At 67.2% G+C, this 19,304-nt stretch carries 19 protein-coding genes and 4 riboswitches; of the genes, 7 read left to right on the forward strand and 12 right to left on the reverse strand.

The genetic code is table 11. The annotated features are described in order from the left end of the window. Position 1: 1 nt before the first annotated feature. From BG28_RS04695 to BG28_RS04710, 4 genes are all read right to left on the reverse strand, one after another. Positions 2 to 892, reverse strand: a complete 891-nt coding sequence (locus tag BG28_RS04695; RefSeq protein ID WP_084479441.1) for a MetQ/NlpA family ABC transporter substrate-binding protein — start codon at positions 890 to 892, stop codon at positions 2 to 4. Continuing rightward, positions 889 to 1,761, reverse strand: a complete 873-nt coding sequence (locus BG28_RS04700; protein ID WP_051500989.1) for a MetQ/NlpA family ABC transporter substrate-binding protein — start codon at positions 1,759 to 1,761, stop codon at positions 889 to 891. The genes BG28_RS04695 and BG28_RS04700 overlap by 4 nt, the downstream gene beginning before the upstream one ends. 131 nt (positions 1,762 to 1,892) lie before the next feature. Continuing rightward, positions 1,893 to 2,561: a methionine ABC transporter permease gene (locus tag BG28_RS04705; protein WP_084479442.1), complete on the reverse strand. Its 669-nt coding sequence runs from the start codon at positions 2,559 to 2,561 to the stop codon at positions 1,893 to 1,895. Next, positions 2,561 to 3,457, reverse strand: a complete 897-nt coding sequence (locus tag BG28_RS04710) for a methionine ABC transporter ATP-binding protein (protein ID WP_084479443.1) — start codon at positions 3,455 to 3,457, stop codon at positions 2,561 to 2,563. Before BG28_RS04710 ends, BG28_RS04705 begins: the two co-directional genes overlap by 1 nt. Before the next feature lie 7 nt (positions 3,458 to 3,464). Continuing rightward, a riboswitch (SAM riboswitch) is annotated at positions 3,465 to 3,564 on the reverse strand. 121 nt (positions 3,565 to 3,685) lie between these two features. Then, positions 3,686 to 3,798: riboswitch (SAM riboswitch) on the forward strand. 9 nt (positions 3,799 to 3,807) lie between these two features. On the opposite strand from BG28_RS04710, the gene BG28_RS04715 reads away from it, so the two are divergent. The 3 genes from BG28_RS04715 to BG28_RS04725 all read left to right on the forward strand — a co-directional run bounded on the left by BG28_RS04715 (position 3,808) and on the right by BG28_RS04725 (position 6,798). Next, positions 3,808 to 4,680 (forward strand): ABC transporter ATP-binding protein, encoded by an 873-nt coding sequence (locus BG28_RS04715; protein WP_152539211.1) that lies wholly within the window; start codon positions 3,808 to 3,810, stop codon positions 4,678 to 4,680. Between the two features lie 208 nt (positions 4,681 to 4,888). After that, complete coding sequence (locus BG28_RS04720; RefSeq protein WP_051500990.1) at positions 4,889 to 5,965, forward strand: aliphatic sulfonate ABC transporter substrate-binding protein; 1,077 nt, start codon at positions 4,889 to 4,891, stop codon at positions 5,963 to 5,965. After that, positions 5,962 to 6,798, forward strand: a complete 837-nt coding sequence (locus tag BG28_RS04725; RefSeq protein ID WP_051500991.1) for an ABC transporter permease — start codon at positions 5,962 to 5,964, stop codon at positions 6,796 to 6,798. Before BG28_RS04720 ends, BG28_RS04725 begins: the two co-directional genes overlap by 4 nt. A 119-nt stretch (positions 6,799 to 6,917) precedes the next feature. Here BG28_RS04725 and BG28_RS04730 read toward each other — a convergent pair whose 3' ends face one another. From BG28_RS04730 to BG28_RS15790, 3 genes are read right to left on the reverse strand one after another with little or no spacing between them, the layout of a single operon-like run. Beyond that, the gene (locus tag BG28_RS04730; RefSeq protein ID WP_036474552.1) at positions 6,918 to 8,321 is read right to left on the reverse strand and encodes an LLM class flavin-dependent oxidoreductase; all 1,404 of its coding nucleotides are present in this window, start codon (positions 8,319 to 8,321) and stop codon (positions 6,918 to 6,920) included. Positions 8,322 to 8,332: 11 nt separating this feature from the next. Beyond that, positions 8,333 to 8,971, reverse strand: coding sequence for a hypothetical protein (locus BG28_RS15785; RefSeq protein WP_200869293.1), 639 nt, complete (start codon positions 8,969 to 8,971; stop codon positions 8,333 to 8,335). Further along, a complete protein-coding gene (locus tag BG28_RS15790) occupies positions 8,941 to 9,609 on the reverse strand; it encodes an acyl-CoA dehydrogenase family protein (RefSeq protein ID WP_200869294.1) in 669 nt (222 codons plus the stop codon). The genes BG28_RS15785 and BG28_RS15790 overlap by 31 nt, the downstream gene beginning before the upstream one ends. Before the next feature lie 5 nt (positions 9,610 to 9,614). Next, a riboswitch (SAM riboswitch) is annotated at positions 9,615 to 9,701 on the reverse strand. Between the two features lie 176 nt (positions 9,702 to 9,877). Continuing rightward, a riboswitch (SAM riboswitch) is annotated at positions 9,878 to 9,964 on the forward strand. A gap of 8 nt (positions 9,965 to 9,972) precedes the next feature. Between BG28_RS15790 and BG28_RS04740 the strand changes: the two genes are divergently transcribed. The 4 genes from BG28_RS04740 to BG28_RS04755 are packed head-to-tail and all read left to right on the forward strand — an operon-like array spanning position 9,973 to position 14,431. After that, positions 9,973 to 10,503, forward strand: a complete 531-nt coding sequence (locus tag BG28_RS04740) for a flavin reductase family protein (protein ID WP_051500992.1) — start codon at positions 9,973 to 9,975, stop codon at positions 10,501 to 10,503. Between the two features lie 15 nt (positions 10,504 to 10,518). Next, positions 10,519 to 12,603 carry an acetate--CoA ligase gene (gene acs, locus BG28_RS04745; RefSeq protein WP_084479444.1) on the forward strand — a complete coding sequence of 695 codons (2,085 nt, stop codon included), beginning with the start codon at positions 10,519 to 10,521 and terminating at the stop codon, positions 12,601 to 12,603. Beyond that, positions 12,600 to 13,895 carry an O-acetylhomoserine aminocarboxypropyltransferase/cysteine synthase family protein gene (locus BG28_RS04750; RefSeq protein WP_036474553.1) on the forward strand — a complete coding sequence of 432 codons (1,296 nt, stop codon included), beginning with the start codon at positions 12,600 to 12,602 and terminating at the stop codon, positions 13,893 to 13,895. The genes acs and BG28_RS04750 overlap by 4 nt, the downstream gene beginning before the upstream one ends. Next, complete coding sequence (locus BG28_RS04755) at positions 13,895 to 14,431, forward strand: CoA-binding protein (protein ID WP_084479445.1); 537 nt, start codon at positions 13,895 to 13,897, stop codon at positions 14,429 to 14,431. The genes BG28_RS04750 and BG28_RS04755 overlap by 1 nt, the downstream gene beginning before the upstream one ends. On the opposite strand, the gene BG28_RS04760 is transcribed toward BG28_RS04755, so the two are convergent. The 5 genes from BG28_RS04760 to BG28_RS15340 form a co-directional block, all read right to left on the reverse strand. Then, positions 14,397 to 15,692 carry an O-antigen ligase gene (locus tag BG28_RS04760; protein WP_036474554.1) on the reverse strand — a complete coding sequence of 432 codons (1,296 nt, stop codon included), beginning with the start codon at positions 15,690 to 15,692 and terminating at the stop codon, positions 14,397 to 14,399. The two genes, BG28_RS04755 and BG28_RS04760, sit on opposite strands and share 35 nt — an antisense overlap. After that, complete coding sequence (locus tag BG28_RS04765) at positions 15,689 to 16,342, reverse strand: low molecular weight phosphatase family protein (RefSeq protein WP_036474555.1); 654 nt, start codon at positions 16,340 to 16,342, stop codon at positions 15,689 to 15,691. Before BG28_RS04765 ends, BG28_RS04760 begins: the two co-directional genes overlap by 4 nt. After that, positions 16,339 to 17,706 carry a polysaccharide biosynthesis tyrosine autokinase gene (locus BG28_RS04770; protein ID WP_051500993.1) on the reverse strand — a complete coding sequence of 456 codons (1,368 nt, stop codon included), beginning with the start codon at positions 17,704 to 17,706 and terminating at the stop codon, positions 16,339 to 16,341. Before BG28_RS04770 ends, BG28_RS04765 begins: the two co-directional genes overlap by 4 nt. Positions 17,707 to 17,967: 261 nt before the next feature. Beyond that, positions 17,968 to 18,618 carry a helix-turn-helix transcriptional regulator gene (locus BG28_RS14235; RefSeq protein ID WP_152539212.1) on the reverse strand — a complete coding sequence of 217 codons (651 nt, stop codon included), beginning with the start codon at positions 18,616 to 18,618 and terminating at the stop codon, positions 17,968 to 17,970. Beyond that, positions 18,587 to 19,099 (reverse strand): hypothetical protein, encoded by a 513-nt coding sequence (locus BG28_RS15340; protein WP_152539213.1) that lies wholly within the window; start codon positions 19,097 to 19,099, stop codon positions 18,587 to 18,589. Before BG28_RS15340 ends, BG28_RS14235 begins: the two co-directional genes overlap by 32 nt. Positions 19,100 to 19,304 lie beyond the last annotated feature (205 nt).

Raw genomic sequence — 19,304 nt, forward strand, 5'->3', positions numbered from 1 at the left:
TTCACCTGCTCCCATGCGGCGTCGATGTCTCGGTCGAAGGCCGGGGTGAGCAGACCGTCGAGGTATTCGCCGTACCACTCACGGACCTCCGCGGAGTGGTAGGCACCTTGAGCGCCTGGTAGCGCTCGGGTTCCTCGTCTCGGAAGCCCGGGCGGGCGCAGACGGCGAGGGCGAAGGGCAGCGCCTCCTCGGCCGATTCCATGATCAGCACCTCCTCGGGGAGCACATCGATCTCGGCGAGCAGCCGGGCGAAGCCGAAGACGGCGTCGACGTCGGAGTAGATCTGCCCCACGGACTGCTGGTCCACCTCGATGAACTGCAGGTTCTTGGGGTTGGCGGTGATGTCGCGGACGCTCAGCGCGGCGACCGGCTTGGACTCGTCGATCTCGATCAGTCCGCCGCGGGCCAGCAGGCGTATCCCGCGTCCGTTGTTCGCGGTGTCCACCGGCAGTGCGATCTGGGCGCCTTCGGGGATCTCCTCCAGGGAGTCGTAGCCCTGGGAGTAGATGCCCGAGGGCTGTTCGAACATGAAGAAGATCGGTTCGATGTCTAAGTCATTGTCCTCGTTGAACTGGCGCAGGTAGCTGATGTTCTGGAAGAAGTTGACGTCGTACTCGCCGTTGCTCACCGCATGGTTGGGCTGGATGATGTCGGTGACGTAGGTGGCGTCGAACTCCCAGCCCTCGGCCTCCAGGATGCGTTCGGCAAGCTGGGTCGGCTCCTGGAAGGGTGCGTTCTCGGTGACCACCAGGCGCAGCGTGCGCGCGGAGCCGGCTCCGCCGAGGAGCCCGCAGCCGGAGGTGAGGCTCCCGACGCCGAGCAGAGCGGCCAGGCCCAGTGAGCCGCTCAATACTCGACGCCGGGAGAGTGTGGGGGCGCTGGAGGTGCTCATGCGCTGAAGTCCGTCCAGATCTGTTCGGCGTTGTCGATGGTGATGAAGTCCTCGAAGTCGATGACCCCGCCCTGGTAGTCCTCGAACCACTGCTGGACCTCTTCTGACTGGAAGGCGTCCTGCAGCGCCTGGGCCTGTTCATCGCTGACCCCGTCTGGTCCGACGGCGACCACGCAGGTGAACGGGGTGCGCACCTCTTCGCGGCCGTCCTCGATGCTCAGTGCCGTCTCCTCCACGTCGAGGTCGGCCTCGGCGATCAGCCGGACGAACGCGAAGCCGGCGTCCACATCGGGCAGCACCTGCGCGGCGGACTGCTGGTCGGTCTCCACGAATCGGAAGTCCCGAGGATTCTCCGTGATGTCGTTCTGGGTCAGGTCGATGATCGAGACGCTCTCGTCGATCTCGATCAGGCCCTCATCGGCGAGCAGCTGCAGCGCCCGGCCGTTGTTGGAAGGGTCCACCGGCAGGTTGATCTCGGCTCCGTCGGGCAGCTCTTCCAGCGAGTCATACTCCAGCGAGAACAGGCCGGCCGGGGCGTAGTAGACCGAGAACAGCGGCTGGACCGCCGTGTCATTGGACTGGTTGAAGTTGTTCAGATACGCCAGGTGCTGGAAGTAGTTGCCCTCGAACTCGCCCTGATCGACCACCTGGTTGGGCTGGACGATATCGGTCATATAGGTGATGTCCAGTTCGTAGCCCTGCTCCTCGAGCAGCCCGGCGGCGATCTCGGCGGGCTCCTGGAAGGGTGCGGACTCGGTGACCACGATGCTGATGGTGGAATCGTCCTCCACCAGCCCGCAGCCGGTCAGGCTCAGGGCGGCGGCGGAGAGGACTGCTCCGGCGAGGATCGCGGGGCGTGGAGGATTCATGGGTTTGAGCTGCTTTCTCTGGCTGGGCCGCAGGGGCCCAGAGGGTGTGCGGGAAGGAGCCGGGCGCGAGGTCGCAGGCCCGCCCTGGCGGTGTGGTGCGGTCTTCTTCTGCGTGCTGGCGCGACTGCCGGTCAGGCGGTGATGCGCCGGTCTGAGGCCCGGGCGAGCCGGGTGCCGGTGAACTGCACCAGGGTCACCAGGAGCACCATCAGCACGATGGCGGCGATCATGGTGGGGGTCTCGTAGCGGTAGTACCCGTAGCGGATCGCGAGGTCTCCGATGCCTCCGCCGCCGACCAGTCCGGACATCGCCGAATAGGAGATGAAGCTGACCGTGGTGATGGTGATCGAGCCGATCAGCCCAGGCTTCGCGTCGACCAGGAGCACGTTGCGGATGATCTGTGCGCGGGTGGCGCCCATCGCCCGGGAGGCCTCCACCGCCCCGGAGCCCAGCTGGGTGATGTTCTGCTCCACCAGGCGGGCGAAGTACGGGATGGCGTTGATCGTGAGCGGCACGATCACCGCGGCGGTGCCCACCGAGGTGCCCACCACGAATCGCGTGAACGGGATGATCGCGATGAGCAGGATCAGGAACGGGAAGGACCGGATCATGTTCACCACCCCAGAGACGAGAGCGTGGGAGCGTGGCCGCGGCGCCAGTCCGTCGGGGGCGTGGACGAAGAGCCAGATGCCCAGCGGGGTGCCCAGCAGGACCGCGAGCGGTATGGCGACCGCGATCATCGCGAAGGTCTCCAGCATGGCCTGGTTGATCTCGGGGAGCCGCTCGATGATGAGATTCATCAGTGCACACCCCCGGTCGACCCGGCCAGCGCGGCGTGCTGCGCGCGGTGCGTCTGGGCCTGTTGCGGGATCTGCTGGTCATGCTGGTCCAGCTCGTCCTCACCGGGACCTGGCAGACCTGCACCCGCGCCGCTGCGGTCCAGTCGAATGCCGTCACTGAGCAGGTACTTTCCGATGGAGGTTCGCGGATCGAAGCCTTCCCGGAGCAGTTCGCTCGCGGGGAACTCCTCGACCACGCGCCCGTCCTCCATGACCGCGACGTCGTCCGCGAGGGCCTTGATGACCTCCATCTCGTGGGTCACGATCACCACGGTGATGCCGAACTCGCGGTTCACATCCGCGAGGTACTGCAGCACGGTGGCGGTGGTGAAGGGATCCAGGGCGGAGGTCGGCTCGTCGCAGAGCAGCACCTCCGGCTTGGTGGCCAGCGCCCGGGCGATCGCGACCCGCTGCTTCTGACCCCCCGAGAGCTGCGCGGGATAGACCGAGGCCTTGTCCGTGATGTCCACGATCTCCAGCGCCTCCGCGACCCGGCGAAGACGTTCACGGCGGTCCCTGACCCCGGCGAACTTCAGTGACAGCTCGACATTCTGGGCGACGCTGAGGTTGTTCACCAGATTGAATCCCTGAAAGATCATGCCGATCTGGTGCCTGGCCCGGCGCAGGTCGGCGTCGGAGAGGCTGGTCAGCTCGGTGCCGCCGACGCTGACCCGTCCGGAGCTGGGACGCTCCAGCAGATTGATGTTGCGCAGCAGGGTGGACTTGCCGGCTCCGGAGAACCCGATGATCCCTTGGATCTTGCCGCGCGGCACCTCGAGACTGACGTCATCGACCGCGGTCAGCGGCTCTCGGCCGCGGGCGGCGAAGGTCGTCGAGACATGGGACAGGGAAATCATGAGGCATGCTCCATCGGTCCTGGCGTTAGCACCCGGCGGAGGCGATGAAGCCCTCCGGGTTGCTGCGACGTCTTCGAGCCAGATCTCTCAGTCGCTCTGGATGGTTGAACGTCTTCACCGTAGGCGTGAACATAGTGTGGAAGTCAAGTCCGCTTCGGTGTTGCGTTTTATCTCACCAGATGAACTTGACGTTGATGGAATTCCTGGTCGGGGCGTAGGGTGAACCGCGTACCATCCCGAGCGGCCGAGAGATCTGGCTCGTCGACGCCGCAGCAACCCAGGGAGGGACACCTTTGCAAGGGTGTCTTTTCGCCGGGTGCTACCGCCAGGATCGATGGGAGTATCCTCTGATGATTTCGCCTGCCTCCACCCTGACCGCCACCTCCGCAGCAGCACCTGCCGAAGCCTCGAGCGCCCCGCCCGAGACGGCAGCGCCGAGTCGGCGGGACTACACCTCTCTCGACGTCGAGCTCTCTGGCGTCGGCCGGGCATTCGGCTCGCGCACCGTGCTGCGCGATGTCAGCCTGCGGGTCGCCCCCGGCGAGGTGCTCGCAATCCTGGGCTCCTCGGGCTGCGGCAAGTCCACCTTGCTGCGGGCCGTCGGCGGCCTGGATACCGGAAACACCGGTGAGATCCTGATCAACGGCTCCCCGGTGCAGCGCTACGACGAGCGCACCGCGGTCGGATTCCAGGAGCCGCGACTGCTGCCCTGGCGCTCGATCCACAAGAACGTCAGCCTGGGGCTGCCGCGCAGCCTCTCCAAGGCCGAGGGCCGTGAGCGCGTGGATGAGCTCCTGAAGCTGGTCGGGCTGCATGACCGAGCCTCGCTGCGACCCCGGGAGATCTCCGGGGGCATGGCGCAGCGCGCCTCACTGGCCCGCGCCCTGGCCCGCCGCCCCGGGGTGCTGCTGCTCGATGAGCCCTTCGGCGCCCTGGACGCGCTCACCCGGCTGAAGATGCAGGACCTGCTCCTGGATGTGCATGCCCAGACCGGGACCACGGTGCTGCTGGTCACCCACGACGTGGACGAGGCGCTGCAGCTGGCCGATCGGGTGCTGCTCCTGGGGCCGGACCTGGCAGAACCACATCCCGCCGAGGGCGCCACGATCGCGCGGCTCCTCAGCGTGCCCGGGCAGCGGCCACGAGATCGCGCCTCCGCAGAGCTCGCTGCACTGCGCGGCGAGCTCTTCTCCGGTCTCGGCGTGGACTCACACAGCCACTGACCGGCACTCTCCACGCACCGATGCGCCGGGCTCAGGTCTGACGCCTCACCGCTGGTCCGGCCCAGGCCGCACCGATCCACCCCGGTGCATTCCGATCCGCGCTCCCCCTGCAGATCCAGCCAGGAGCTTGGCGCCGTTTCTGCGTGACCCTCATGACCAAAAAACACTCACATGCTGTCCATCATTGAAGACCCGAAAGGCCCTCCCCATGCCCAGCACCTCAGCTTCACGCCCCGCACGCGCTCCGCGCTCCGCCGTGAAGGCCATCTCCGCTGCCGCCGCGCTCGCCCTGCTCGCCACCGGCTGCGGCGAGGGCGGCGAGGATGATCAGCTGGAGACGCTGAACATCGACTTCGCCACGTACAACCCGTTGAGCCTGATCATCCTGGAGAACGGCTGGCTGGAGGAAGAGCTCGAGGAGCTCGACGTCGACGTGCAGTGGGTGCAGTCCCAGGGGTCGAACCGCGCGAACGAGAACCTGCGGGCGGGCAACATCCACGTCGGGTCCACCGCCGGTTCCGCCGCGCTGCTCAACCGCGCCGTGGGCGCCGACACTCACACGATCCTGATCGAGAACCAGCCCGAGTGGTCCGCGCTGGTGACCCAGGAGGGTTCCGAGATCGAGTCCGTGGAGGACCTCGAGGGAGCCTCGATCGCGGCCACCCTGGCGACCGATCCCTACTTCTTCATGGCACGCGCCCTGCAGGAGGCCGGGCTGAGCGTGGACGACGTCGAGGTCCAGGCGCTGCAACATGCTGACGGCCGGCAGGCGCTGGAGAACGGCGACGTGGACGCCTGGGCCGGACTGGATCCGATCATGGCCGGGGCTGAGGCCGAGGGCGCGCAGCTGCTCTACCGCAACGTCGACTTCAACACCTACTCGGTGATCAACGCCACCGGTGACTTCGTGGAGAACCACCCCGACGTCGCCCAGATCGTGGTCAACGTCTACGAGCAGGCTCGCGAATGGGCGAACGAGAACCCCGAGGGCACCGCCGAGATCCTCGCCGAGTATGCCGGGATCGAGCTGGAGATCGCCGAGGCGGTCATCACCGAGCGCACCAACTTCGAGGTGGACCCGGTGCCAGGCGATGACGTCTATGCCGCCATGGAGGCTGCCGGACCATTCTTCGTGGAGAACGGCGATGTGGACAGCCAGGAGGCGGTGGATGAGGCGCTGGATTCGCTGTTCTACACCGATTTCGCGGAGAACCGCGAGGCCACCGAGGCCGAGGGCACCGAGAACGCCGCAGACGAGGCAGATATCGAGGAGGAGGACGAGTGAGCAGCACCCTAGACACCCCCACGGCGGCAGCACCCGCAGACGGGCCCGGGGGCTCACCGCAGCGGCGCGCCCGGCGCGGACTGCCCGGCGGCGGACTGCTGATCGGCGCCGTCGTCCCGGTGCTGCTGCTGGCACTCTGGTGGCTGGTCACCGAGGTCACCGGCACCTTCACCGCCATCCAGCTGCCTGCCCCACAGGCGGTCCTGAGCGCCGGCGTCGGGCTCTTCGAGTCCGGGGACCTCTTCGAGCACATGGGGATCTCGCTGCAGCGGGTGCTGATCGGCTTCGGGATCGGTGCCGGGCTGGGGCTGGCGCTGGGCTCGCTGCTCGGGCTCTCCGCCATCGCAGACAAGCTGCTGAATCCCACCGTGGGAGCCTTCCGCGCCGTGCCCTCGCTGGCCTGGGTGCCGCTGCTGCTGCTCTGGGTCGGGATCGGTGAGGATTCGAAAGTGATCCTGATCGCGATCGGCGCATTCTTCCCGGTGTTCACCGCGATCCACTCCGCGCTGCGACACGTGGACGCGCAGCTGGTGGAAGCCGGCCGCGCCTTCGGGTTCCACGGACTTCGACTGCTGGGCACCGTCCAGCTGCCCGCCGTGGTGCCCAGCGTATTCTCCGGACTGCGTCTGGGCCTGGCCCAGGCCTGGCTGTTCCTGGTCGCCGCCGAGCTGCTCGCCGCCGCCGAGGGACTGGGCTTCCTGCTCACCGAATCGCAGAACAACGGTCGCACCGACCGGCTGCTGCTGGCCATCGTGCTGCTGGCGCTGCTGGGCAAGCTCACCGACACCCTGCTCGGGGTCCTCGAGCGCAAGGCGCTCAAGACCTGGGCCTAGCCGCTCCCCCACTCCCCCCCGACCGGGGCTTCCGCGTTCTGCCCGCTGCACCGACGGCGAGGCAGGACGCAGAGGCCCCGGTCTCGCATTACGAGCCGGGTCTCGCGCTGCGGGCCGGGTCAGCTCTTGCGGCGGAGCTGGAACTGCGAGGCGTGGTGCTCCTGCGGCAGGTGGTCACCGGCGCCGAAGAGCTTATTGCGCAGCGTGCCCGGGGTGTATTCGGTCTTATAGCGACCGAGCTTCTGCAGCTCGGGCACCACATGCTCGACCACGTCGATGAACGTGCCCGGAGTGATGTGATAAGCCAGGTTGAACCCGTCCACATCGGTCTCCTCCTGCCATTCGATGAGCTGCTGTGCGGCGCTCGGGCCGTCGCCGATGATCACCGGGCCGAAGCCGCCGACGCCGACCCACTCGGCCAGCTGACGGACCGTCCAGACCTCGTCCTCCCGGCCCGAGGCCTTCTGGAAGGTCTCCACGGTGGACTGGATGGCGTTGGACTTCACGTCACCGATCGGCTGGTCGAGATCGAACTGGCTCAGGTCGATGCCCATCCAGCCTGACATCAGCACCAGTCCGCCCTCGGCGTCGATGTACTGGGTGAGGTCCTCGTACTTGGCCTGGGCGGCGGCGTCGTCGGGACCGGTGACGATGGTCTGCATCGCGAAGATCCGCACCGAGTAGGGATCACGTCCGGCCTCGGCCACCGCCGCGCGGATCTTGGCCACGGAGGCCTTGGCCAGCTCCTTGGTGGGTGGGTTGATGAACACCGCCTCGGCGTGCTTGCCGGCGAAGGCGCGACCGCGGGTAGAGGCCCCGGCCTGGTAGATCACCGGGGTGCGCTGCGGGGAGGGCTCCACCACGCCGATGCCGGGGGTCTTGAAGAACTCCCCGTGGTGCTCGATCCGGTGGACCTTCGCCGGGTCGGTGAAGACCCCGGAGGCCTTGTCGGCGAGGACGGCGTCATCCTCCCAGGAGCCTTCGAGCAGCTTGTAGACGACGTCGAGGTACTCCTCGGCGTGGTCATAGCGGCGATCGTGCTCCATCTGATCGTCCTGGCCCATGTTCTGCGCGGCAGAGGGCAGATAGCCGGTGACCACGTTCCAGCCCACGCGGCCGCCGGTGAGGTGATCCAGGGTGCCCAGTCGCCGGGAGAACGGGTAGGGGTGCTCATAGGCGGTGCCGGCGGTGATGCCGAAGCCCAGGTTCTTCGTCACCGCTGCCATCGCTGAGACCAGCAGGAACGGATCCTGCAGCGGGATCTGCGCGCCAGAGCGCAGGGCTGCCTCCGGGTTCGAGCCGAAGACGTCGTAGGGGCCGAGCACGTCGGCGATGAAGAGGCCGTCGAAGAGCCCGCGCTCCAGGATCTGCGCCACCTCGGTCCAGTACCCGATGGTGTTGTAGTCCCGGGCGCGGTCTTCAGGGTGGCGCCACAGTCCCGGGGACTGATGCACCACGCAGTTCATGTCGAAGGCGTTGAAGAGGATCTCGCGCGTGCCTGACTCTGTGGTCGGGAAGGTCATTCGTTGGTCTCCTAGGACGTCGGGTCGGTGGTCTGGATCAGGTTCTGCACATCGGCGGCGGCGGACTCCCCCGCGGCATCGGGTTCGCCGACGCTCCACAGCCGCACCGGCTCGGTGCCGTTGACCCGGTGGTCTCCGGCGATCCGAGCCTTATAGACCCAGGGGTTGTGGCTGGTGACGGTGCGGGCGTTGCGCCAGTGCCGGTCCAGGCTTCGGGACTGGCTCACCCCGGAGGCGCCGAGGACATCGAAGATCCGGGTGACCGCCTCCAGCACGGGGCGGTGCAGCGCCACCTGGGCGCGTCCGGTGGCCAGCTCCACCGCATTGGCAGCCTCGATCTGGGCATCGCTGGCACTGCCTCGCTCGGCGAAGGCCGCATCCAGGCTCGCCGCGGTGGCGAGGACCTGCGCACGCGCCAGCGCCGCCACCGCATCCACCTCACCGACGGCCTGCAGCAGCTGCGGGTCGGTGCGCGGGGTGCGAGTGTTGGCGTGGGAGAAGGTCCGCGAGCGCTCATGCAGCAGCGCGGCCGCGTCACGGGCCGCGGCCTCGGCGACACCGGCAAGCACGATCAGCAGAAAGTGCTGGTACAGCGCGGTCTGATACGGGAAGCGGTCACTCAGCCCGCGCAGCTCGGCCTCCTCCACCACGCGTCGGTCAGCCGGGCGGTGCCTGATCCGGTGGTGCGCTGACCGAAGCCGTCCCAGTCGTCGTCGATCTCCACGCCTGGCTGGTCCCGGCGCACGAGTACCGCAAGCTCATTGCCGGCGGCATCCCGGGCGGTGACGTCGAGCCAGTCCGCGAAGATCGCACCCGTGGTGTAGTACTTCACCCCGTTGACCACGTGCCCGTGGGCGGTCTCGCTGACCACGGTGCCGGACTGGTGGAAGCCACCCTTCCCCGGCTCGGTCCAGGCGTTGCCGACCAGCTCTCCCGCCACCAGCCGCGCGAGCCAGCGCTGCACGACGGGCCCGGCCTCGGGCGCAGAACCTGGTGCGGCACCTGAGCGCCACAGCAGATCCTCCTGGACCGCGAAGTGGCCGCGCAGCACCTGCGGGATGTTGCTGTCCTGGGCTGCGAGCTCCACAAGGACCTCGGTGGTCTGAACCCAGTCCAGTCCGTGGCCCCCGGCCGACTCGGGCACCCGAAGCCGTCCGATGCCGCAGGAGACGAGCTCCCTGACCTCACTGCGGGCGAGTTCCCGGCTGCGCTCTCGGTCGAGCGCGGAGAGCCCCACGCGCTCGATGGCGTCGCGAAGAATCTGGGGCACAGGCAGTTGAATGTTCATTCTTTCCTCCATCGATTCTGGCGGTAGCACCCGGCATTCCCGGGTTGCTGCGACGTCTGCGGGCCAGATCCCTCGGTCGCTCTGGATGGTGATGACGCTAAATATAGAGTGCGCAAGGACTGATTCGTCAAGTTCACATGACGCCGCACGTCTGAACTCTGCCGCTGCTGCACACTGCCGGGCTGCGTCTGGCGGCGGAATGTCATGTGGCGTCTCACAGTGCGAGCGATTCTTGCTGGTCGGCGGGACCACGCGTAGCGTGGACCTGTAACCATCCCGAGCGGCTGAGAGATCTGGCTCAGAGACGCCGCAGCAACCCGGATACGCCGGGTGCTAACGCCAGGACCGATGGAGTTGATTCGCATGTCTGTCCCTGCACGCACCCTCGAGAACCCCACCGCAGCATCTCGCGTGGACTCCTTTGCGCTGCGCCATGCCCTGGCGCAGTTCCCGCAGGGGATCGTCGCGGTCGGCGCGGAGATCGACGGGACCCCCGAGGCGATCATCGCGTCCACCTTCACAGTGGGCGTCTCGCTGGAACCGCCCCTGGTCACCCTGGCGGTGCAGCACAATTCCTCCACCTGGCCGAAGCTCGAGCGCAGCGGCGGGGAACTGGGAATCTCGGTGCTCGGCCGCGATCAGAACGGGCTGTGCCGGCAGATCGCCTCGAAGGACCGCGCCAACCGCTTCACCGGGGTGGACTACCAGCTCCAGGGCTCGGCGCTGCTGCTCGAGGGCGTGCCGATGTGGCTGCGCACCCGGATCTATGACCAGGTCCGCGCCGGGGACCACGACATCATCGTGCTCGAGATCCTGGACCTGGGCTTCACCGAGGGTGCCGCCGGGCTGGTCTTCCACCAGCACGAGTTCAAGACCCTGGCCCCGTTGAGCTGACCCGAAGGACCCTTCTTGACCACCCACCCTCGCTCCACCGTGCCCGCAGACGCGAGCGTCCCGGAAGATCCGGCGCATCCCGCCGCCGTGCACACCTGGGCGGATCCGCAGGATGAGGACCAACGTCTGGCCTTCTGGTCCGACGCGGCGAACCTGCTGGACTGGTCCACCCCCTGGGAGACCACCCATTCCTGGACCCCGCCGAGCTCGGTGACCCGACGCGGCCCGAAGATCGGCTGGTACGAGGGCGGAACGCTCAACGCCGCGGTGAACTGCGTGGACCGCCATGTCGCCGCCGGACGCGGGGAGAAGATCGCGCTGCACTTCGAGGGCGAGCCGGGAGACCGCGCGGACGTCAGCTACGCCGAGCTGGGCCGGCGGGTCAACCAGGCGGCGAATGCGCTGAGCGCCATGGGGGTCACCCGTGGGGATCGCGTGGTGATCTATCTGCCGGTGCTGGTCGAGACCATCGTGGTCACCCTGGCCTGCGCCCGGATCGGCGCGGTGCACTCGCTGGTCTTCGGCGGCTTCTCCGCGGAGGCGCTGAAGTTCCGGGTCGAGGACACCGGTGCGAAGCTGCTGGTCACCACCGATGGTCAATACCGCCGCGGCAAGGCGGTGCCGGTGAAGGCCAATGCCGATGCCGCCGTCGCCGGGGCCACGGCCGAGCACGGCGGCAACCTCGAGCACGTCCTGGTGATCCGGCGCACCGGTTCGGTCGTGGAATGGACCCCGGGACGGGACCTCTGGTGGCATGACGTGGTGGAGACCGCCTCTGCCGAGCACATCCCGGAGTTCTTCGACGCCGAGAACGAGCTGTTCATCATGTACACCTCCGGGACCACCGGAAGGCCCAAGGGTCTGGTGCATACCACCGGCGGCTACCTCACCGGTGCGCTCTACAGCTACCTGCGGCTCTTCGCCCACCCCGATCCGGCCCGGCGCGAGAAGGACGTCCACTGGTGCACCGCCGACCTGGCCTGGGTCACCGCGCACACCTATGAGATCTACGGGCCGCTGGCCGCTGGTGCGACCCAGGTGATCTTCGAGGGCACCCCCAACACCCCGCACGAGGGCCGCCACTTCGAGATCATCGAACGCCATCACGTCACCACGTACTACACCGCCCCCACCCTGGTGCGCTCCCTGATGGGCTGGTTCCCGGAGGGGGTCCCGGCGCAGTACGACCTCTCCTCGGTCCGACTCGCAGGCACCGTGGGCGAGGCCGTCAACCCCGAGGCCTGGCACTGGATCCGCCGTGAGATCGGTCGAGACACCACCGACGACGCCGGCCGACCGGCGCTTCCGATGGTGGACACCTGGTGGCAGTCCGAATCCGGGTCCACGGTGCTCTCCCCGCGCCCGGAGGACGCTGGGCTCAAGCCGGGGGCCGCGACCCGCGAGCTGCCGGGCTGGGGCGCCGCCGTCGTGGACGAGGCCGGACACCCGGTGGCCGCCGGCACCCAGGGCAACATCGTGCTGACCCACACCGGGCCTTCGATGGCCCGGACCGTCTGGGGAGATCCTGAGCGGTACTTCACCTCCTATTGGGAGAAGTACGCCGATCGGGGCTGGTTCCTCGCCGGAGACGGTGCACGGAAGGATCAGGATGGGGACATCTGGATCCTGGGCCGCATCGATGACGTCATCAACATCTCCGGCCACCGGCTCTCGACCATCGAGATCGAATCCGCACTGATCGCGCACCCCGATGTGGTCGAGGCCGGGGTCTGCCCGGTGTTCGATGAGATGACCGGGCACGCCGCCGTCGCCTTCACCGTCCTGAGCACCGCCGCCCGCCAGCGGCTTCAGGCCGCCGGGGGTGAGGGAAGCCAGGCCGAGCGGGAGCTGCTCTCGGCGCTGCGCAGCCATGTGGGCGAGGTGATCGGCCCGGTGGCGAAACCCCGCACGGTGATCCCGGTGCCGGAGGTGCCCAAGACCCGCTCCGGGAAGATCATGCGCCGACTGCTGACCCAGCTCCATGACGGGCAGAGGCTGGGAGACACCACAAGCCTGCAGAATGAACCCTGTGTACCGAGGATCCAAGAGATCTGCCAACGGCGCGGGACCGCGCCGAGGAGAGAAGAGGTAGCTACATGAGCGATCGCCAGTTCGGCTTCCGCACCCGCGCCCTGCACGCCGGGGCCGTCCCCGATGCCGTCTACGGATCGCGTGCCGTGCCCATCCATCAGTCCACCTCCTTCGTGTTCAAGGACACCGACGACGCCGCGAACCTCTTCGCGCTGCAGAAGTACGGCAACATCTACTCTCGGATCGGCAACCCCACGGTCTCGGCGCTGGAGGAACGCGTCGCCTCGCTGGAGGGCGGCATCGGAGCGGTGGCCACCGCCTCCGGGATGAGCGCCGAGTTCCTGGTCTTCGCCGCACTCTGCGGCTCCGGGGACCACATCGTGGCCAGCTCGAAGCTCTACGGCGGCACGATCACCCAGCTCGACGTCACGCTGCGCCGCTTCGGGATCGAGACCACCTTCGTGGACTCGCTGGAGCCGGCGGACTACGAGGCCGCGATGCAGGAGAACACCAAGGTGGTCTATACCGAGGTCGTCGCGAACCCCAGCTCAGACATCGCTGACCTGCGCGGACTCTCCGAGGTCGCGCATCGGCACGGCGTACCCCTGGTGGTGGACTCCACGCTGACCACCCCGTATCTGATCCGGCCCTTCGAGCACGGCGCGGACATCGTGATCCATTCGGTCACCAAGTTCATGGGCGGTCACGGCACCACGCTGGGCGGGGTGATCGTGGAGTCCGGCGAGTTCCCCTGGGACAACGGCAACTTCCCGGCGATGACCGAACCGGTGGCCTCCTACGGCGGGCTCTCCTGGTGGGGCAACTTCGGCGAATACGGCTTCCTCACCAAGCTGCGTGCCGAGCAGCTGCGCGACATCGGGCCCTCGCTGGGCCCGCAGGCCGCATTCAACCTCATCCAGGGCATCGAGACCCTGCCGCAGCGGATCGATGAGCACGTGGCCAACGCCCAGAAGGTCGCGGAATGGCTCGAGGCCGATGACCGGGTGGACTACGTCAACTACGCCGGGCTGCCTTCCCACGCCGACCACGATCGGGCCAAAGAGATGCTGCCCAAGGGTGTGGGCTCAGTGTTCAGCTTCGGCATCCGCGGCGGCCGGGCCACCGGCGCCCGGTTCATCGAGTCCCTGCAGCTGGCCAGCCACCTTGCCAACGTCGGTGATGTGCGGACCCTGATCCTGCACCCGGGCTCCACCACCCACCAGCAGCTCTCCCCGGAGCAGATGGCCGCAGCCGGGATCCCGGAGGACCTGATCCGGATCTCAGTCGGCATCGAGGATGTCGATGACATCATCTGGGACCTGGACCAGGCGCTGAACACCGCAGTCGAAGGAGACAAGTGATGAGCGAACAGACCTTGCAGCACGACGACGAGGCCCAGGCCGAGCATCCCCATGGCCGCTGGGAGGCGCCGTCGCCCTCACGCCGACTCCAGCTGCTGCGCAGCGCCTCCTCGGTGGCGATCGTGGGCATGTCGGACAAGCCGGCTCGAGCCAGCTACTTTGTGGCGACCTACCTGTTGAGCTCCTCGAGCTACACGGTCTACTTCGTGAACCCCAGGCTCGAGGAGGTGCTGGGCCAGCCGGTCTACGCCTCGCTGAAGGACCTCCCCGAGGTGCCCGACATCGTGGACATCTTCCGCCGCCCAGACGACGTCCCGCAGATCGCCCAGGAGGCGGCCGAGATCGGCGCCAAGACGATCTGGGCCCAGCTGGGCATCGAGTCTGAGCAGGCCATGCAGCTGGCCCAGGACGCTGGGCTCAACGCAGTGCAGAACCGGTGCATCAAGATCGAGCACGGTCGCTTCCACGGCAACCTCCACCTGGCCGGCTTCAACACCGGGGTCATCTCTGCGAAGCGGCAGATCCTCGACCGTTGAGTGCGGCAGACACCGAGGGCGCGGCACTTCGAGACGCTGTCTCCTGGTGCTGCGCCCGCTCCCTCCGGTGCCTCAGCAGCCCGAAGAACACCGTGAACAGCGCAAAGCTGCCGAAGTGGTTGTAGTTGATGAACAGGAACTCTGTGGGTGAGGCGATCAGGAAGATCACCAGGACCATGAGCAGCCCGACCCCGGTGCGGGTGTCCGTGGTGCGGGCGAAGAGGTACGCCGCACCGGTGGTGTAGCCCAGCACCAGGATCAGCAGCCCCAGCCCCAGCAGCCCGAGGTCGACCGCGGTCTGGATATAGGAGTTGTGGAAATGCGCGATCTCGTAGTTCTCGAACTCGGGCACATACAGGCTGGGAATGGCGCCCTGCGCTGAGTTGAAATACCCGGTGAACCCCCAGCCGGTCACAGGCCGCTCGCCGATCGCGCGCACCCCCCATTCCCAGAGCACGGTGCGCCCGGTCAGGGTCGGATCTCGTCCGATCATCTCCAGCAGCGGAACCCAGACCTGGTTCAGCACGGCTCCGCCCGCCACTCCCACCGGAACCAGCACGGCGAGCAGCGCGCCCAGCGGGATCCTGGGCACCAGCAGCTGAGCCAGCGGCACGATGATCACTGCGGCACCTGCGAGCAGGACTCCGGTCGCCGAGCCGGCCCAGAGCACGAAGATGATGAAGACCGCGAGCATCAGCACTCGGCGGAGGCCGCGCAGCAGCGTCATGGCCAGCACAGCACCGGTGGCCGCATAGAAGCCCGCCATGATGTTGTGCTGGAAGAAACCGCGGATCGGGTCGCCGCCGAGCAGGTTCGAGCGCGCGTGAGGGTCGAAGCCCAACACCTGGTCATAACCCATCAGGGCCCCGGCCATGCCGGCCAGGACCAGCACGCTGAGCACCTTCAGGAACATCCTCGCGAGCTGCTGCAGCGAGTATTCAGCGGCCAGCAAGCACGCGATGAGGATGTTTCCCGCTGCCATGACCCCATAGACCAGGGAGTCCGTGGGCGAGACCGACCAGGCGGCGCTGAGCACCACGAGCCCGCCTATCCCGAGGGCGATCGCGACCGGGACCGGGGTCAGGGCTCGGGAGCTCAGCAGGACCAGCACGGAGAGCAGGTGAAGCAGGATCCAGCTGGCGGAGAAGATCGCGTTGTCCCCGATGGTGCCAGAGGGATCGAACGGGATGAGGATGACGGCGTTCGCCCCCAGGGTGCAGGCGATATAGAGGTAGAAGAACCAGGTCCGCAGCGACCTCACCAAGGCACGCCCTGGGCGAGCTTGCGCACCGACCCGTGGATGCGCGCGAGGGACTCACGGACCTGTTCGGCCGACTCCCGGTAGACCTTCGGCCCATGACCGTAGGGGTCGAGCACGTCCACGGTCTCCGGATGCCGGGGCGGCGTCATGCCACGCTGGGCCGCGGCGCGCTGGACTCCCTGGCGGAGCTGGTCCGCCAGTGCCGGCGAGCCGGCACCGGAGCCAGGTGCGGGCAGGGGTCGGAACTGATCCGCCGATGTCCGCTCGACACCTTCGAGCAGGTCCGCGAACTCGGTCAGCAGAAAGGTCGTTCGTGATGCCCGTGGTGACGCGCGGACCACCTCGCTGCGGTGCTCGCGGGCCATGGCCAGCACCAGGTCGGCCTCCTCGACCATCTCGGGGGTGAGCTGCCTGGCCGTGTGGTCGGTGGCGTGGGCCCCGAGTCTCACGGTGAGCGCCGCGGCCTGCTCATCCATGGGCGATCCCTCCAGTGCCCGGGTGCCCGCGCTGGTGATCACCACCGCGGAACGCCAGGACTCTCCGGCCTGATCGATCGTGGTCTGCAGCAGCTGCGCGGTCTGCGGCGAGCGGCAGACGTTTCCGGTGCAGACCACCAGGACCCGGAACGGGGTGTCAGGGGCCGGGGTCATCGCGCATCCACCTTGGCCTCCGCCACGCGCGAGGGCATCACACCGGCGTAGCCACCGGCGTCCTGCGTGGGCAGCATCGTGGGCACCAGCCCGAACAAGGGCACGTCCACGATGCGCACCGCCTCGATGGCCTTCTGCAGCTGTGGCTTATGCACCTTGCCCATCCCCACGACCATCAGCAGTCCGGAGCACAGGGCTCCGAGCACGCGGGCATCGCTGACCGGCAGCAGCGGCGGAGCGTCGAAGATCACGATCTCGTACTCCCGCTGCAGTGCCGCGACCAGCTCCGCCATGGCCTCGGAGCCGAGAAGCTCGAGGGGATTCGGGGGCACCGTCCCGGCCGGGAGCATCTCCAGCCCGTCAGGTCCCCAGTACTGGATGACCTCAGGCAGCTCCACGCGTCCGCGGAGCACATCGGTGAGCCCCACCGCGCCCTCAAGCCCGAGCATCTGGGCGGCCCGGGGCCTGCGCAGGTCAGCATCGACCAGCAGTACCCGCTGACCGGCGGCGCGCAGGCTGATCGCAAGGTTGACCGCGATCGAGGACTTTCCCTCCCCCTGGACCGAGGAGGTGATCACGAAACTGCGCGCAGACTGTCCTACGCCGAGGAACTGCAGGTTGGTGCCCAGCGTGCTGAAGGACTCGGCCAGGGGGCTCCCCACCTCGGCCTGCACGACGAGCTGACCCTTCTGAAGCTGGTGGTCGAAGGGCACGCCGCCGAGCTGCGCCAGATCGCTGACCTCGCCGAGGTCGTCCTCACTTCGCACCCGGGTGTCCAGGACCTCACGCAGCGCCAGGATCACGATTCCCAGGGCGAGGCCGGCCAGCAGACCCAGTCCAAGAAGGCTGATCGGCTGCGGGAAGCTGGGCCCTTCCGGGGCGAAGGGCTCCTCCACGGTGGTCAGGGTGACGTTTCCGCCGCCCTCCGTCGAGGTCGTGAGGCCCTGGACCACGTCGTCGAGCGCCGCGGTCATCGAGCTGGCGATCGCGGCGGCCTGCTCGGGGTCCTCATCGGCGACGGTAACCTCCAGAATCACCGTACCGGTCTGTGCGGCCACGCTGACCCGTTCGGAGAGCTCGCGCGGAGTGTCCTCCAGCGCCAGCTCCTCCACCACGGGACCGAGCACGGCTGAGCTCTGGGCGAGCTCGACGAAGCTGCGCACGAGTTCCTGGCTGTAGATCGACCGCTGGCTGAGGTCGTAGGCCTCGGCATCCTCCACCGAGACGTAGATGCGGGTCTCTGCCTCATAGGTCGCTGGCAGCAGCACAAGCAGAGCGGCCGCGGCCCCGACCATCACCACCACCGCGAGGACCAGGGTCAGCCATCCTCGCTTGAGGACCCGGACATATTGTTGGAGCTCCATTGCAAGACCTGCTCCTAGAGAGAAATGACGGCTTTGAAATCAGATTACGGTGCAGAATGCAGATCGAAAAGGGTTTCTTAGAAAACGCCAAGGTCAGTGTGACGCTGACAGGTCCGTCTGGGATCTGACGGCCTGCTGTTCAGCCTCGATCCAGTGCCGAAGGAGGATCTGCAGGTTTTTCGCGTGGACCTGGTAGGTATCACCAGGCCCCCGCAGGCCCGATTGATGAATCAGCGGAGCTCGCTCGAGGCCAGCGGCATTTCAGTTCCCGCAGGAGCCCTCGCGGAGTCTGTGTCGGATTTCATGCCTCGACGTGACGTCGAACTTGGTCAGCGCATTGCGCACATGAAAGTCGACGGTTCGCACCGAGACCCCCAGATCTTCGGCCATCTCTCGGTTGGTCCAGCCATCGGCGATGAGCACCGCGACCTGGCGTTCACGCGCAGACAGGCCTTCCAAGGGTCCAGCGACCTCACCAACGATCTCGGTGCGAACCGTATTCATAGAAATCGCCGTTCTCGGCGCAGTGGAGGCCTGGACTGGAGCTGACTTCTGGACGCGCAGCGGGCCTCTTCGCGCGGCGGTCGAGGTGAGACGCGGCCTCAGGACGGAGAGCTGTTCCACCGCAAGCTTCAACAGACCTGGTGAACCCACGCTGGTGAACAGGGCGGCGCTGCGCTCCAGGCCGTCGATGACCGTGGCGCGGTGACGCTTCAGCTCGTGTGGATAGGCCGAGATCAATGCGCCCATGTCCAGGAAGTTGAAGGCCTGAAACAGACGGTGACCGCCGCATTCGGAGACCTGCTGAACAGAATGGATCGGCGGCGCTGCATCAAGCCACTCATAGACACGCAAGAACCGCCTCATTGCTTCGGTGGGGTCATGCGACTCCCACGCCTGGAACGCCTCCATATAGTCGATGACGGTGTCCTGGAACTTGATGCTCACCGGGCAGTCTCCCCTCCAGATGAGGCGCTGAAGCGGAGGGATCAGTGAACCGAGACCCGCGTAGTGCGCGGCCCGGATCAGCAGCAGGATGGAGTCCGCGATTGACCTCTGGCCGAGCGGACGGGCGGCCAGACATCAGCACCAGAATCGCAGCGTCGCGCAGCAACGTGCAGATGCGCAGCAGCGCCTCGGCTGACTCGGCGTCGATCCATTGCGTGTTGATCAGCGTGATCACGGTGGGCCGGCGCAAGCTCTGCGCGCGCTGCAGTCCCTCGGCGACACATCCGTCGACGCTCTGACCATTCAGCTCGATTTCCGGAGGTAGTACCAGACGCCGCAGGAGCTCTCCGGAGACATCGCTCTGCTCCCGCTCCAGGACTATGACGATCTCTCGCCAGTCCTCGTGGCCCGTCAAGGCATCGCAAAGCAGGGTCCCCTTGCCCACCCCGGCGAACCCCTCGAGATAGACGACCTGAGCTCGGCGCCGGGCCGCCTGACTCGCCGCCCTCCGAATCAGGGCGATCTCCTCAGCCCGATCCACGCGAGGACTGCCTGCACTCACAGAATCTCCTCAAGCTGTCGAAAGCAACTTGAGTCACATTACAGGTCTAATTTTTATTTATCTACAACTTTTGAAAAATAGATAAAAT

The sequence above is a fragment of the Nesterenkonia sp. AN1 genome (genome assembly GCF_000582475.1).
Lineage (GTDB): Bacteria > Actinomycetota > Actinomycetes > Actinomycetales > Micrococcaceae > Nesterenkonia > Nesterenkonia aurantiaca.